Source organism: Sandaracinobacter neustonicus, from assembly GCF_006385875.1.
Classification (GTDB): domain Bacteria; phylum Pseudomonadota; class Alphaproteobacteria; order Sphingomonadales; family Sphingomonadaceae; genus Sandaracinobacteroides; species Sandaracinobacteroides neustonicus.
In genome coordinates, this window is record NZ_VFSU01000011.1 from 418,611 (window position 1) to 432,939 (window position 14,329).

At 65.6% G+C, this 14,329-nt stretch carries 11 protein-coding genes; 4 read left to right on the plus strand and 7 right to left on the minus strand.

The annotated features are described in order from the left end of the window. Nucleotides 1-40: 40 nt before the first annotated feature. Nucleotides 41-2,839, plus strand: a complete 2,799-nt coding sequence (locus tag FJQ54_RS17390; protein WP_181159956.1) for a Plug domain-containing protein — start codon at nt 41-43, stop codon at nt 2,837-2,839. Nucleotides 2,840-2,847: 8 nt separating this feature from the next. Here FJQ54_RS17390 and FJQ54_RS17395 read toward each other — a convergent pair whose 3' ends face one another. Together FJQ54_RS17395 and FJQ54_RS03660 are read right to left on the minus strand one after the other, a co-directional pair. Next, nucleotides 2,848-2,997 (minus strand): hypothetical protein, encoded by a 150-nt coding sequence (locus FJQ54_RS17395; RefSeq protein ID WP_181159957.1) that lies wholly within the window; start codon nt 2,995-2,997, stop codon nt 2,848-2,850. Nucleotides 2,998-3,066: 69 nt separating this feature from the next. Continuing rightward, on the minus strand, nt 3,067-3,696 hold the full coding sequence (locus FJQ54_RS03660) for a class I SAM-dependent methyltransferase (RefSeq protein WP_328592159.1): 630 nt from the start codon (nt 3,694-3,696) through the stop codon (nt 3,067-3,069). Nucleotides 3,697-3,784: 88 nt separating this feature from the next. Between FJQ54_RS03660 and FJQ54_RS03665 the strand changes: the two genes are divergently transcribed. Further along, a complete protein-coding gene (locus FJQ54_RS03665; RefSeq protein ID WP_140926945.1) occupies nt 3,785-4,987 on the plus strand; it encodes a DUF418 domain-containing protein in 1,203 nt (400 codons plus the stop codon). On the opposite strand, the gene FJQ54_RS03670 is transcribed toward FJQ54_RS03665, so the two are convergent. Next, on the minus strand, nt 4,981-6,729 hold the full coding sequence (locus FJQ54_RS03670; protein ID WP_140926947.1) for a gamma-glutamyltransferase family protein: 1,749 nt from the start codon (nt 6,727-6,729) through the stop codon (nt 4,981-4,983). The genes FJQ54_RS03665 and FJQ54_RS03670 overlap by 7 nt on opposite strands. 87 nt (nt 6,730-6,816) lie before the next feature. On the opposite strand from FJQ54_RS03670, the gene FJQ54_RS03675 reads away from it, so the two are divergent. Beyond that, nucleotides 6,817-8,019, plus strand: a complete 1,203-nt coding sequence (locus FJQ54_RS03675; RefSeq protein ID WP_140926949.1) for an SAM-dependent methyltransferase — start codon at nt 6,817-6,819, stop codon at nt 8,017-8,019. Nucleotides 8,020-8,023: 4 nt separating this feature from the next. Here FJQ54_RS03675 and FJQ54_RS03680 read toward each other — a convergent pair whose 3' ends face one another. Continuing rightward, on the minus strand, nt 8,024-8,821 hold the full coding sequence (locus tag FJQ54_RS03680; RefSeq protein ID WP_140926951.1) for a 3-hydroxybutyrate dehydrogenase: 798 nt from the start codon (nt 8,819-8,821) through the stop codon (nt 8,024-8,026). Between the two features lie 178 nt (nt 8,822-8,999). Between FJQ54_RS03680 and FJQ54_RS03685 the strand changes: the two genes are divergently transcribed. Further along, entirely contained in the window at nt 9,000-10,310 is a 1,311-nt protein-coding gene (locus FJQ54_RS03685; protein WP_140926953.1) for a polyhydroxyalkanoate depolymerase, read from the plus strand. A gap of 2 nt (nt 10,311-10,312) precedes the next feature. Here the strand turns inward: FJQ54_RS03685 and FJQ54_RS03690 are convergent, their stop codons facing one another. From FJQ54_RS03690 to FJQ54_RS03700, 3 genes are all read right to left on the minus strand, one after another. Next, nucleotides 10,313-11,581 (minus strand): alkaline phosphatase family protein, encoded by a 1,269-nt coding sequence (locus FJQ54_RS03690; protein WP_140926955.1) that lies wholly within the window; start codon nt 11,579-11,581, stop codon nt 10,313-10,315. A 92-nt stretch (nt 11,582-11,673) separates the two neighbouring features. Next, nucleotides 11,674-12,480 carry a MerR family transcriptional regulator gene (locus FJQ54_RS03695; protein WP_140926958.1) on the minus strand — a complete coding sequence of 269 codons (807 nt, stop codon included), beginning with the start codon at nt 12,478-12,480 and terminating at the stop codon, nt 11,674-11,676. A 47-nt stretch (nt 12,481-12,527) separates the two neighbouring features. Next, nucleotides 12,528-14,315, minus strand: a complete 1,788-nt coding sequence (locus FJQ54_RS03700; protein ID WP_140926960.1) for an ABC-F family ATP-binding cassette domain-containing protein — start codon at nt 14,313-14,315, stop codon at nt 12,528-12,530. Nucleotides 14,316-14,329 lie beyond the last annotated feature (14 nt).

Consider the following 14,329-nt stretch of genomic DNA (forward strand, 5'->3'; position numbering starts at 1 on the left):
GGCAGGGGAAAGGCGGGCTTGCCCGCGTATGAACGGTGTGATGATGTATCGATCCACGGCTGCAACAGCCGCTTTCGCCCTTTTTGCCTTTGCTGATGCTGCCACTGCCGGGGAAACCCCCGCGCCCGAACCGCAGGCCGCGCCGAATGCGGCCAGTTCTGCGCCTGCATCGGCCCCGGCGGACTCCACGGATGGCGAGGATATCATCGTCTCGGCGGGCATTCCGCGCGGCTCCGTCGTTTCGGATATCAAGCCCGACATGGTGCTGAACGCGGCCGACGTGCGCGCTTATGGTGCCAGTAGTCTGCAGGATCTGCTCACCCAATTGTCCCCGCAAACTGGCAGTGGCCGCGGGCGCGGCGGCGAGATGCCGGTGGTGCTGATGAACGGGCGGCGGATTTCCGGTTTTCAGGAAATGCGCTCCATCCCGCCGGAAGCCATTGTGCGGGTTGAGATTCTGCCCGAGGAAACGGCACTGGCCTATGGTTATCGCGCCGATCAGCGGGTGGTGAACTTCGTGCTGCGCGAACGCTTCCGCGCTGTGACCGGTGAACTGGAACTGGGCATGCCCACCGCGGGCGGGCGGCACGATATGGAGATCGAAACCTCCATGACCCGCATCGACCGTGACACGCGCACGCTGATAGACTTCTCGCTGGATCGCGCCACCCGGCTGCTGGAAAGCGACCGCAGCATCCTGCAGACGGCCACCGCGCTGCCCTATGCGCTGGGCGGCAACATCATTGCCCCGGTGAACGGCGACGAGATCGACCCGGCGCTGTCCGCGCTGGCCGGGCAGACGGTGACGGTCGCGGCCGTGCCCGCTTCGGCTGCGAACGGCACGGCGTCGCTCGGCGATTTCGCCAATGGGGCGAATGCACCGAACAACACCGATATCGGCCGCTATCGCACACTGCTGCCGCAATCTCTCGACCTAACTGGTGGTGCCAGCATGACCCGGCCGCTGTCGACCAGCGTTCAGATGACATTGTCGGCCCGGCTTGCATCCTCATCGTCTGAAAGTCGTCTGGGGTTGCCGACGACCGATGTCACGCTTCCCGCTGCCAATCCGTTCTCACCCTTCACCACAGACACCCGTCTGGTCGGCTACAGCGATGTGCGGGGGCCGCTGGTTCGCGACAGTGATGAATGGACGGGTCGACTTGCAGCAGCCTTCAACGGTGATACGAACGGCTGGCGCTGGTCAGTTACCGCCAGCCATGACCACAATGAATACCGCACGCTGACAGACCGTTCGCTGAACCTTAGCGAAAGTCAGGCGCGGCTGGACGCGCTGGACCCGACCTTTAACCCGTTTGCCGTCAACGCGCTGAACGGCCCGCTTAATCAGGACCGTTCCGGCACCAACACGGATCGCAGCCTTGTCGAGGCCGTCGCCAACAAGCGGCTGATCGATCTGCCGGCGGGCGCGCTGTCCACCAGCTTCAAGCTCGGGCTCGATCACCGGGATTTTGACAGCTACACCCGTCGCAGCGGCCTTGAGCAGGAAACCAATCTGAAGCGCACGCAAGGCACCGCGCAGATGAGCGTGGACCTGCCGCTCACCAGCCGACGCCGCGAAGTCGGCGCGTTTCTGGGCGACCTCAGCCTGAACGGCAATATCGAGAGCGACCAGCTGTCTGACTTCGGCAACCTCATCACATGGGGCGGCGGTATCACGTGGCGGCCGGTGGAAATCACCCAGTTCATCGCTTCTTACACCTCTGAACAGGGCGCGCCGAGCATCCAGCAGCTGGGTAACCCGCTGGTCACCACCCCCAATGTCCGTGTGTTCGATTATGCCACCGGTGAAACGGTGGAAATCAGCCGTCTGGATGGCGGCAACGCCGATCTTTCGGCAGACCGGCGGCAGGTGTGGAAGCTGGGCGGCCGCATCAACCCCATCAAGGACACGGATTTCAGCCTGCAGGCCGATTATGTGAAAACCCGCATCACCGGCCCGATCGCAGGCTTCCCCACCGCCACGGCGGAGATCGAGGCGGCCTTCCCGGAACGTTTTCTGCGCGATGCGGACGGCAAGCTGCTGCTGATCGACAACCGCCCCGTGAATTTCGAACGCTCAGACAAGGCCGAACTGCGCTGGGGGGTGAATTTCTCGCAGCGGATCAAGCCGACGCAGGCCGAACAGGCCGCCATGGCCGCCCGCCGCGCCGAATTCGAAAAGCTGCGCGCCGAGGCGCAGGCAAGCGGCAAGCCGATCCCCGGCGTTCCGGCGTGGATGCAGCAACGGCCGCAGGGCGCACCGATGGGCGGCGGTGGACCGGGTGGGCCGGGTGGCCCCGGCGGCGGTCCGCGCGGGCCGATGGGTGGCGGCGCGATGGGCGAGGGCCGCTTCCAATTCTCCCTGTTCCACACATGGCGCTTCACCGACACCATCCTGATCCGCGATGGCGTGCCGGAGCTGGACCTGCTGAACGGTTCCGCCACGGGCAGCAGCGGTGGCGTTCCGCGCCATCTGGTCGAGGCCCGCGCCACCATCAACAAGAGCGGGCTTGGCGCGCGCGCCTCTTTGAACTGGCAGAGCGGAACCGATGTGCTGGTGAACCCCGGCGGCGCGCCCAGCGCCGAAGATCTGCACTTCTCTGACCTCACCACCGTGAACCTCCGGCTGTGGGCCGATCTGGGGCAGCGCTTCGATCTGGTGCGCAAGGCCCCGTGGCTGCGCGGCACGCGAATCGCCTTCGGAGTGGACAATCTGTTCGATCAGAAGATGAGCGTGCGCAGCCGCGACGGCGTGACGCCGATTAATTACCAGCCGGACCTGATCGATCCCATCGGCCGCCGGGTGGAAGTGTCGATCCGCAAACTGTTCTTCTGATCGGGGCTTCAGCCGCCGAACGGGGCCAGCAGGATCAGCGCGACAGCGGCCAGAAAGGCAAGGGCGGTCAGCACCCGGTCCAGCCCCGTGCCCGGCTCCGCACCCGGCCGTTCGGCGGGGACGGCTTCGCTGTCTTGAAGGGCGCGGGGCGATTCCATGGGCGGGATAGTCGCCTGCGCGGGCGGCGGGCGCAAAACAGCATCGCTTGAAGCGGCGAAAGCCAGACTTCATGCGGGCCGGGCTTCACCCCATTCCACCCACGCCGCGAACTTCGGCGATTTTTCCATGTAACCGCCGTTGCGCGCCGCCACATGGAAGCCCGCCGCCGTCACGCTGTCCGTCACGGGGCGGGTCAGGTGGCAGCCGCCCGCGATGGGCTTCCACAGCGGCTCGATGCGCCGCTGCCATTTGCGGACATCGTCATGCGGAGACAGGCCATGTTCCAGAAACAGCAGCCGTCCGCCGGGTTTCAGTACCCGCTTCGCTTCCGCGAGCGCCCGCGCCGGGTCCTGCACGGAACACAAAGTGAAGGTACACAGCACGGTGTCGAAGCGGGCGGTGGGGAAGGGCAGTTCCTCCGCCACGCCCTTTTCCAGCTGGAAGAAGCCCCGGTCAGCTTGGGCCATACGTTCGTTCGCCAGCGCGATCAGCCCGTCGGACGGGTCGATCCCCGTCACCCGGCGCACCTTCGCGCGATCATAAACGGCAAGGTTCGCACCGCCGCCCGCGCCCAGTTCCAGCACATCGCCTTCGGCCAGCGGCACGATCCCGGCGCGCAGCTTCATCACCGGCGGCTGTGAGCAGCAGAAGCCGATCAGCCGGGGCACCATATGCCTGTCCCACCATCCGCCCATCATCCGTCCTCCCACGAAAACTCTAGCGAATCCCGGGCCGTCATGCGAACCTCCGCTTGTGGGGGGGAACCGCATCACATCCATTGATACCGTGCGCGGCGTGGCCGTGCTGGGCATCCTTGTGATGAACATCATCGGCATGGCCTTTGCGGGGGCGGCTTATCTGAACCCAATCTACACCGGCGGGAATGAGCCCGTGAACATCGCGCTGTGGGCCGTCGCCTATGTGGCGGTAGACGGCAAGATGCGGGCGCTGTTCGCGATGTTGTTCGGCGCATCGCTGCTGCTGATGGCCGAAGGCGGGCCGCCGGAGCGCGCCACCGCCCGCCATGTCGCACGTATGGCGGTGCTGTTCCTGTTCGGCATGGTGCATGCCTCGCTGTTATGGTCCGGCGATATCCTGCTGCCCTTCGCGCTGGTCGGGCTGGCGATCTGGCCGCTTCGGAATCAGCCGGTGCAACGGCTGTTCCTGATGGGCGTGATCGCGCTGGGGCTGCAGGCTGCGATCACCGCCACCTTCGGGATGCAGGCGCTACAGGTGCAGGCGGCGGTGCAAGGCCCCAATCCGTCCCCAGCCGCGCTTGAGGCATGGGAGAGCCTGCGAAGCGCCACCTACAGCCCGCCGGACGCCGTTGCCGAAGAAACGGCAATGTATCGAGGAAGTTTGTCCGATATTCTGAACATTCGCCACCAATCGGTTCTGTTTGCCCGCTTTTTTCTGCTGCCCTTCACCTTTTTCGCGGAAAGCGTGGGGTTGATGCTGATCGGCATGGGTCTGTATCGGCTGGGCTGGTGGCAGGGCGGCTTTTCGTCCGCGCATTACCGCCGCCTTGCCGCGCGGCTGATCCCGCTGGGCTGGGCGCTGGGCGGCGTGCTGGGCTGGCTGTTCGCGCGCTCCGGCTTCTCTGCGATCAGTTTTTATTTCACCGATGCCGTGCGGGTGTTCGTCGCGCCGATGCTGTCGCTGGGCTATGCCGCCGCGCTGATCGCGCTGGTGCAATCCGGCGCGCTGCCCGGGCTTGTCCGCCGCCTTGCTGCCTGTGGGCGGATGGCGCTCAGCAATTATCTGGCGGCCTCCATCCTCGGCAACCTCATCTTCACCGGCATCGGCCTTGGTCTGTACGGCCAACTCTCTCGACTGGCGGTGATGGGTGTGGTGCTGGCGATCTGGGCGCTGCAACTGGGCTGGTCCCGGCCATGGCTGGAACATTTCCGCTATGGCCCGTTCGAATGGCTGTGGCGCAGCCTCGCCCGCTGGCAGCGCCAGCCGATGAAGCCGCCCGCCTATCAATAGCCCAGCGCCACCCCATCCTTGCGCATTTCCGTCGCGCCCCACCACACCTTGTTCGCGGCGTCCCACATCACCGCCTGATAGCCGCCGACATCCTGGAAGCCGTCCAGAATCACATGGCCGCGCGCCCTCAGGTCCGAGCGGGTGGCGGCACCGATCTGGCTTTCCAGAAACACGCCGGATGCGGTTTCGCGCCCGTCGTCGCCCGGATCGGGGCTGCCCAGATGCCGCACGCGCGGCGCATCGCCTGCGGCTTGCAGGTTCATCTTCAGGTCGATGATGTTCACCAGCGCCTGCACCTGCCCCTGCGGCTGCATGGTGCCGCCCATCACCCCGAACGCCAGCAGCGGCTCCCCGGCTTTCGTCACGATCCCCGGAATGATGGTGTGGAAGGGCCGCTTGCCGCGCGCCACGACATTGCGCGCCTTCGGATCGAGCGAGAATTGCGCCCCACGGTTTTGCAGCATGAAGCCCCATGTGCCGCGCCCGCCATCCACCGGTGCACTGCGCGGCACCACCACGCCCGATCCCATCCCGGCATAGTTGGATTGAATCAGGCTCACCATCATGCCGCTGCCGTCTGCGGTGGACAGATAAGTGGTGTCGTTCTTCTCGCCCTCGGGGTCTCCGGCGGGCACATCGGCGGGCAGCGCCTTGTCCATGCGGATCATCGCCGCCCGCTTGGCGATATAGTCGTCAGACAGCAGCGCCTGCACCGGCAGCTTCACCTGCCTTGGATCGGCGATGAAGGCCGCCCGGTCCGCGAAGGCCAGCTTCTTCGCCTCCACCAGCACATGGATGCGATCCGCCTCGCTCAGCGTCGCCATCGGGAATTTCTCCACGATACGCGCCATCTGCAAGGTCGTCAGCCCCTGTGTGGCGGGGGGAATCTGCCACAGCGTGACGCCGCGATAATCGGCATGGATGGGCTGCACCCACTCGGCCTTCATCGCCGCGAGGTCGGCTGCCGAATGCTGCCGCCCGAAAGCCTTGAAATGCCGTTCATAATCCGCCGCGAAGGCGCCCTTGTAAAAGGCATCCGCGCCGCCCGCCGCGATCAGCTCCAGCGTGGCCGCCAGATCGGGGTTGGTGAAAACCTGCCCCTCCACCGGCGCGGCCCCGCCGGGCGCGAACAGCGCCTTCCATTGCGGGCCTTGAATGGCGTCACCCTGCCGTTGAAAATTGCTGAGATTGGCGGCCCAGCCCCGCGCAATCACCGGCGAAACGGGGAAGCCTTCCTTCGCGTAACGGATGGCAGGGGCCAGCACCGCCGCCATCGGCAGCTTGCCGTAGCGCTTGTGCAGCGCCTCCCACCCGGCGACCGCACCGGGCGTGGTCACCGAATCCATTCCCCGATCCAGCCCGCCCGCCGCCTTCGCGCGCGCGGCGAGCGCCTTCACGTCCAGCTTCAGCGGCGCAAAGCCGGAGGCGTCCAGCCCCGTCACGCCTTTCGTGGCGGGATCATAGACCAGCGCGAACAAATCGCCGCCAATGCCGTTCCCGGTCGGCTCCACCAGCCCCAGCACAGCGTTCGCGGCAATCGCCGCATCCGCTGCCGATCCGCCCGCGCGCAGAATCTCCACCGCTGCCTGCGTGGCGAAGGGGTGGGCGGTCGCCGCCATGCCATGCACCGCGATCGCGGGGGAGCGCCCCTGAAACGCCGGATCGCCGCGCCGGTCCCCCGCATGAGCGGGCTGAACGAAAAGGGCAAAGGCGGCAGCAAGCAGGGCAGGGCGAAGGCGCATTCAATATCTCCTTTCGGTTACAAAAGCAGCTTCGGCCAGCCGCGCCAAGGCTTGCCTCCCCCGCCCGCCGCCGCCAAAAGGGGCGGCATGTGGCTTTTGGACCGGCTTCTCACGCGCGCCATCACGCGCGGCGCGCTCGAACTCACCACGGCAGACGGGAAAGTCCGCCGCTATGGCGATGCGGCCAGCCCGCCCGTCCGCATCCGCCTGACAGACAGCGCGACCGCCGGGCGCATCGGCCGCAACCCCGCGCTGGCGACGGGCGAGGCCTTCATGGACGGCCGCCTGATCGTCGAAAGCGGGGACATTATGGACCTGCTGGAACTGGTCACCTCCAACCTGCGCTGGGATCGCGGCAATGATCTGCGCGTGTCACTGTGGAACCAGCAGCGGATCGCCGCCAAATGGGACGAGCTGAACGCCCGCGCGCGGTCAAAGCGCAACGTCGCCCACCATTATGACCTGTCAGACAAGCTCTACGATCTGTTTCTGGACCCGGAGCGCCAATATAGCTGCGCCTATTTCAAAGAGGGCAATCAGGGGCCGGAGTCCAGCCTTGAACAAGCCCAGATCGACAAGCTGGATCATATCGCGAAGAAGCTTTGCCTGAAGCCCGGCATGCGCGTGCTGGATATCGGCTGTGGCTGGGGCGGCATGGCGCGCCACATCCACCGCGTGTCGGGCGCAGAGGTGCTGGGCGTGACGCTGTCAGAGGAGCAGTTGAAATATGCCCGCGCGAAGGCGCGCGAACTGGGGATCGACGGCAAGGTTCGCTATGAACTGATGGATTATCGCGACGTGCAGGGCCCGTTCGACCGCATCGTTTCGGTGGGCATGTTCGAGCATGTCGGGCGGCCGAATTACGGCACCTTCTTCGACAAGCTGGCCAGCCTGCTGACGGATGACGGCGTCGCGCTGCTGCACACCATCGGCCGCGTCGGCGGCGCGGGTGCGACGGACCCGTGGACGGCGAAATATATCTTCCCCGGCGGCTACACGCCCGCCTATTCCGAACTGGCGAAACATATCGAGCGCGCATGGCTGTGGCCAAAGGACATCGAAGTGCTGCGCCTGCACTATGCCTGGACTCTGGAGCATTGGCTGAAGCGCTGCCGCGAACGCAAGGCCGACATCGTTGCCCTGTATGACGAGCGCTTCTACCGGATGTGGGAATTCTACCTCGCAGGCGCGGCCGTGGCGTTCCGCAACGACGACCATGTGGTGTGGCAGATCCAGCTGGGCCGCACGCGTGACGGGGTGCCCGTCACGCGTGAGTATCTCTACCGCTAAGCGCTCAGCGCGCCGTCCAGCCGCCGTCCACCGAGAAAGACGAGCCGGTGATGCCGCTGGCGGCATCCGAACAGAGGAACAGCACCGTTTCCGCCACCTGATCGGCGGTGATGAAGCGCTTGGTGGGCTGGGAAGCGAGGATGATTTCCTTCACCACCCGCTCCTCGCTGATGCCGTTCGCCTTGGCCTGATCGGCGATCTGCCCGCGCACCAGCGGCGTATCCACAAAGCCGGGGCACACCGTGTTCGCCGTCACCAGCGTCTCCGCCAGTTCCAGCGCGGCCGCCTTCGTCAGCCCCAGCACGCCATGCTTGGCCGCGACATAAGCGCTTTTGAACGGAGAGGCGACCAGCCCGTGCGCTGAGGCGATGTTGATGATCCGCCCCCAGTTCTGCGCCTTCATGGCCGGAATCGCTGCCTTCATCGTATGGAAATTGCTGGACAGGTTGATGGCGAGGATGGCGTCCCACTTGTCGTCGGGGAATTCGTCCACCGGGGACACAAACTGGATTCCGGCGTTGTTCACCAGAATGTCCAGCCCGCCCAGCGCGGCTTGTGCATCCGTCACGAACTTCTGCGCGTCCGGACCTTTCGACAGGTCCGCGCCGACGAAAACGGTTTTCGTGCCGAACGCGCCCACGCTGGCAAGGGCAGGGGCGTTATCGCCGAAGCCGTTCAGCGCCACGTCTGCGCCTGCGCGCGCCAACGCCTCGGCAATCGCCAGCCCGATACCGCTGGTGGAGCCTGTCACCGCAGCCTTGCGGCCTATCAGGGGCTTGGTGCCCGCCACATCTCCCGCCATCTTCGTCTCCTTGCTCGCGTTAACTCTGCTGCACTGCAAAAAACATGTGCGCTTGTTCGCCCACAGGTCTAGTCTCAAGCCTGAACGGGCAAAAGCGCCAGTGGTTTTTGATGACATTTTGATGTCGATGCACTGCAACAAGGTGGCAAAAAGCCACAGCGAGCAAAAGAGGTTAAGCATGCTGTACGACGCCTATGAAATGGGCCGCACATGGCTCAACGGGGCCAGTGCCGCTGCCCGACTCGGGGCGGGCTGGTGGACGAACCCCGCCAATCCCTTCGCCTACACCGGGGCCGGCGAAGTCGCGGCCGCAGCATTGGACGTGTTCAGCCACGCCGCTGCCCCGCGCGGCAAGCCGGATTTCGGCTTCACCTCCACCCTGATCGATGGCGAGCCGGTGCCGCTGATCGAAGTGATCGTGGATCGCAAGCCGTTCGGCCAGCTGAAGCGGTTCGAGCGGCCGGGCGGATCGCCGGACGATCCGAAGCTGCTGATCGTCGCCCCCATGTCGGGCCATTTCGCCACGCTGCTGCGCGGCACGGTGGAACGGCTGCTGCCCAGCCACGATGTCTATATCACCGATTGGCGCGACGCGAAGATGGCCCCCCTGTCGGATGGCCGCTTCGATCTGAACGACTATATCGATTATGTGATCGACTGGCTTTCGCTGATCACCCCGCCCGGTTCGCCGCGCGCGCATCTGCTGGCGGTGTGCCAGCCGTCGGTGCCCGTCTATGCGGCGGTGGCGCTGATGTCGGCGCAACAGCACCGGGCGCTGCCTGCCACGCTGACGATGATGGGCGGCCCCGTCGATACCCGCCGCGCCCCCACGGCGGTGAACCAGCTGGCGATGGAACGGCCCTTTGCATGGTTCGAAAACAGCGTGATCGCAACCGTTCCGGCCATGTATCCGGGCAGCGGTCGCAAGGTGTATCCGGGCTTCCTGCAACTGGCCGGGTTCATGTCAATGAACCTTGGCAACCATATGATTTCCCATTGGGAAATGTTCAAACATCTGGTGCAGGGCGATGGCGATTCAGCGGATGCCACCAAGACTTTCTATGATGAATATCGCTCCGTCTGCGATATGACGGCGGAATTCTACCTGCAAACCATCGATGTGGTATTCCAGACCCACCAGTTGCCGCGCGGGGTGATGCAGCATCGCGGCGTCACCGTCGATCCCGGGGCGATCACCGATGTCTCGATCTTCGCGATCGAGGGCGAGCGGGACGATATCTCGGGCATCGGCCAGACCAAGGCCGCGCTGGATATCGCCGTCAATCTGGCCGAGGAACGCAAGCGTTACTTCCTCGTTCCCGGTGTTGGTCATTACGGCATCTTCAACGGCCGCCGCTGGCGCGAAATGATCGCCCCGCAGCTGGAAGAGTTCATCCGCGCCAATTGCGCCGCCTCGCCGCTGCATGGCGCGGGCCGCCATCAGGCGCATGTGGATATGGAAGCCCCGGAAGGGGTGGATTTCGCCTGACCCTAGCGCATGGCGGCGCGGAACGGCTCTGTGTCGCCATCGAGCCCCTCGCCTTTGGGCAGCTTCAGCAGGTCGCGCAGCAGCGGGGCGACATCGACATTGTCGAACGGCGGCAGTTTCACGCCGGGCCGGAAGGCGGGGCCGCTGGCGATGAACAGCGCCGCCATTTCCGGGGCGGCGTTGTCATAGCCGTGATTGCCGCCCGCAAAGGTGCTGGCGGGCGCGTGCGGATAGATCAGCCAGCCCACTTCGGCCAGGCAAAGGAACGGCGGCACACGCGGGTTGTGGCCATAAGCGAAGCGGGCCGGAATGTTCTCCCTGCGCCAGCATTGCATGTGTGGGCGCGGCTTCAATAGCGCGTCCGCCACCGCCTGTTCCCGGCCCGGTTCTGGCTGGAAGCTGGCATAGGTGCCATATTCGATGATCCGCGCGTCGGCGGGCGGCAGGATAGCGTCCAGCGCGATCACCCGCTCGCTGGAGGTCGCCGCCATGCCATGATCGGCCACGATCAGCAGGTTCGCCGGTTGCCCAAGCTCCTGCAACTGCTGCACAAGTTCGCCGATCCGCGCGTCGGCCTCGCGCACGGCGGCAGTGGTGCGCGGGTCGCCCGGCCCGTAATCATGCCCGGCCGTGTCCACCGTGTCGAAATAGAGCGTCAGCAGCTGCGGCCGTGTCGCGGCAGGGCGGCGAAGCCAGTCGATCACGCTGTTCACCCGCTGTTTGTTGGTGATGGCCTGGTTGAACTGGTGCCAGTCGTCCGGGCGGCGGCCCCCGGCAATATTGTGCGCCGCGCCCGTTCGTGTGCCACCCCAGCCGACATTGTTGCCCGGCCAGAACATCACCCCGGTGCGCACGCCCGCCTTGTCTGCCGTCACCCAGATCGGCTCGGCCGCGTTCCACCAGAAGGGATCGTCGCTGGCCATGGTGAAACGCTCCCCCGGTCGGGCCGCATCCTCCATCACATTGGCGACGATGCCGTGCCGGTCCGGCCGCAGCCCCGTCACCAAGGTCCAGTGGTTGGGGAAGGTCTTGGATGGGAAAGAGGGCCGCATCCGCGCCGACACGCCTTGGGCAGACAGGCGGGCCAGCGTGGGGGTATCGCGGGAGTTCACATAATCCGGCTTGAAGCCATCGATGGAAATCAGGATCGTCACGGGCAGGCGCTGTTCAGCCGCTTGCGCGGAAATAGCGGCGGGCGGCAGCGCCGGGTTGGAGGCATTGCAGCCGGCCAGCAGCAAGGCGGCGAGAATCGGGAGCAGAGAACTTCGCATAACCGCTCTTCGCCGGGGAATATGGCAGTTGTTCGGGCGTTGCGGAAAGGGTGGATTTCGCCTGAGGGGAAGCGAACTCCACCCGCTTCACGTTAGGGCTTGCTTTGCAGATGCGCGGGCAGTGGCCCCACCGCTTCACCCGCGGCCCGCATCAGCGCGGCGGCGTCCTTCACGAACGACCAGACCTCGTGGGAAAAGCCGGGATCGGCCTGCCCCTGCCATTCGGGCATCCGCTCATACAGCTTCACCGAGCCATCCCACATTTCGGGCGTGGCGACCGCGGTGAAGGGGGCGAGCAGCGCGAACCATTCGCGCACGAACCCCTTGGCGGCTTCCGAAGCCGGGTCGAGCGGCAGGGCCGAGGCAATCCGGTCACCCAGATCCTTCCAGCTGGCACCATAGGCTTGCGGGTCGAATCCCGGTGCCACGTCAGCCATGCTGGCCTTCCACCGCTCCTGCTCCTCCGCTGAGAAATAGCGGTTTACGACCGCGCTCCATTTCTGGTTCTCCATTTCATGCTCCTTTCGGATCAGCGAGCAAAGCGTCGCGACATCCACTGGCTCGCCGGCAGAGATGCGGGACTGAAGGTTGAGAAGCAGCGACCGGGTGTCGCCCAGTTCGGCCAGCCGAAGCTCCAGCTCCGCAAGCTGGGCTTCCACCAGCCGCCCCAGATTGGCGTTGTGTCCGGCCAGCAGTTCGCCGATCCGCGTCAGGCTGAACCCGGCGCGCTTCAGCGCCATGATGGCGGCCAGCCGCTCCAGATCGGCGCGGGCGTACAGCCGCCGTCCGTTGTTGGTGCGCAGCGGCCGGATCAGCCCGCGCCCCTCGTAAAAGCGGAGCGCGCGGGTGGTGAGCCCGGTCTGCCGCGCCACCTCCTGAATGTCGGTCAATTCGTCCATGCCGCCGCTGTAGCCGTTGACGTTGCGTCAACTGCAAGCGGCAATTTTCACCCTAGCGCTTCGGCTTTCTCGGCGACTTCCATCCAGCGCAGTTCGGCGGCCTCCAGTTTCCCGCGCAGCGTGTCGATCTCACCTGTCAGCCGGTCGAACTGTTTGGGATCACGGCTGTAAAGCGCGGGATCGGCCAGCTTCGCCTCGGCGGCGGCGATGCCGGCTTCGATTTTGGCGATTTCGCCCGGCAGCCTGTCCAGATCATGTTGATCTTTGAAGCTCAGCTTCTTCGCCGGGCCGGATGGCGCGGCGGGGGAGGGGGCTGCCTTGGGCGGCGCGGCCTTCTTCGCCTTCGCGGCCCGTTCCTGCCATAGCTGCTCCAACTCGCGGTAGCCGCCCGCCACCACATCCGCGCGGCCGGACCCATCCAGCCCGATGGTCATCGTCGTTGTGCGATCCAGAAAATCCCGGTCGTGCGAGACGATCAGTACCGTGCCTTCATAATCGGAAATCACTTCCTGCAGCAGGTCCAGCGTTTCCAGATCGAGATCGTTGGTGGGCTCATCCAGCACCAACAGGTTGGAATCGCGCGAAAATTCCCGCGCCAGTAGTAACCGGGATCGTTCGCCGCCGGAAAAGGTGCCGATCTTCGCGTCCGCCACGCTGGGCGGGAACAGGAACTGCTTCAGATAGCCCTGGATATGCGTCTTGTGCCCGCGCACCTCGATCCAGTCGCCGCCGTCGGCCAGCACGTCGCGCACGCGCTTGGTTGGCTCCATCAGCTTGCGTTGCTGATCAATGGCGATCCCGTTCAGCGTTTTCGCCCGCGTGACCGTCCCTTCATCGGGTTGCAGATCGCCCGTCAGCAGCCGCAGCAGCGTGGTCTTGCCAGCCCCGTTCGGGCCGACGATGCCGATCCTGTCCCCGCGCTGGATGCGGATGGAGAAATCCGTCAGGATCGCGCGGTCGCCATAGGTTTTGGAAACGCCCTCGGCCTCGATCACCATCTTCGATTTCACATCGTCGGTCGCCAGCGCCAGCTTCGCCGTGCCCTGCACCCCCAGCATGGCTTTGCGCGAGGCGCGCATCTGGTGCAGCCGCTCCAGCCGCCCCTGATTGCGCCGCCGCCGCGCCGTCACGCCGCGCTGCAGCCAGTGCAGTTCCTGCGCGATCTTGGTGTCCAGCTTGTCGGCGATCTTCGCTTCCTCGGCATAGACGGCCTCCGTCCACGCCTCGAAGCCGCCGAAGCCCACCTCCTGCCGCCGCAGTTGCCCGCGATCCAGCCACAGGCAGGCCTTGGTCAGCCGCGTGAGGAAGGTGCGATCATGGCTGATCACAAGGAAGGCCCCGGTGTAGCGCGTCAGCCAGCCTTCCAGCCAGTCGATGGCTTCCAGATCCAGATGGTTGGTCGGCTCGTCCAGCAGCAGCAGATCCGGCTGCTGCGCCAGCGCGCGGGCGATGGCCGCACGGCGGCGCTCTCCGCCGGAGGCGTTGGCGGCCTTCAGCTCAAGGTCCAGCCCCAGCTGCGTGGCGATGGCCTCCACCTCGTGCCGGGGCGGGGCGTCCGGCTCGGCCAGCGCGAAATCGGCGAGCGTCTCGAATCCGGCCACCGGCGGATCCTGCGGCAGCAGCACGATGCGCTGCCCCGGTTGCTGAGAGCGACGGCCCTTGTCCGGCTCCAGCGTTCCGGCGATCAGCCGCAGCAGCGTGGTTTTCCCGGCACCGTTGCGGCCGATCAGCGCCAGCCGGTCCTTCGCGCCGATAAACAGGGAGAGTTGATCGAACAGCAGGCCATCGCCTTGCCGCAATGCGATGTCTTCCAGCGAAACGATGGGGGCTGCCATGGCGCGGGCGCTTG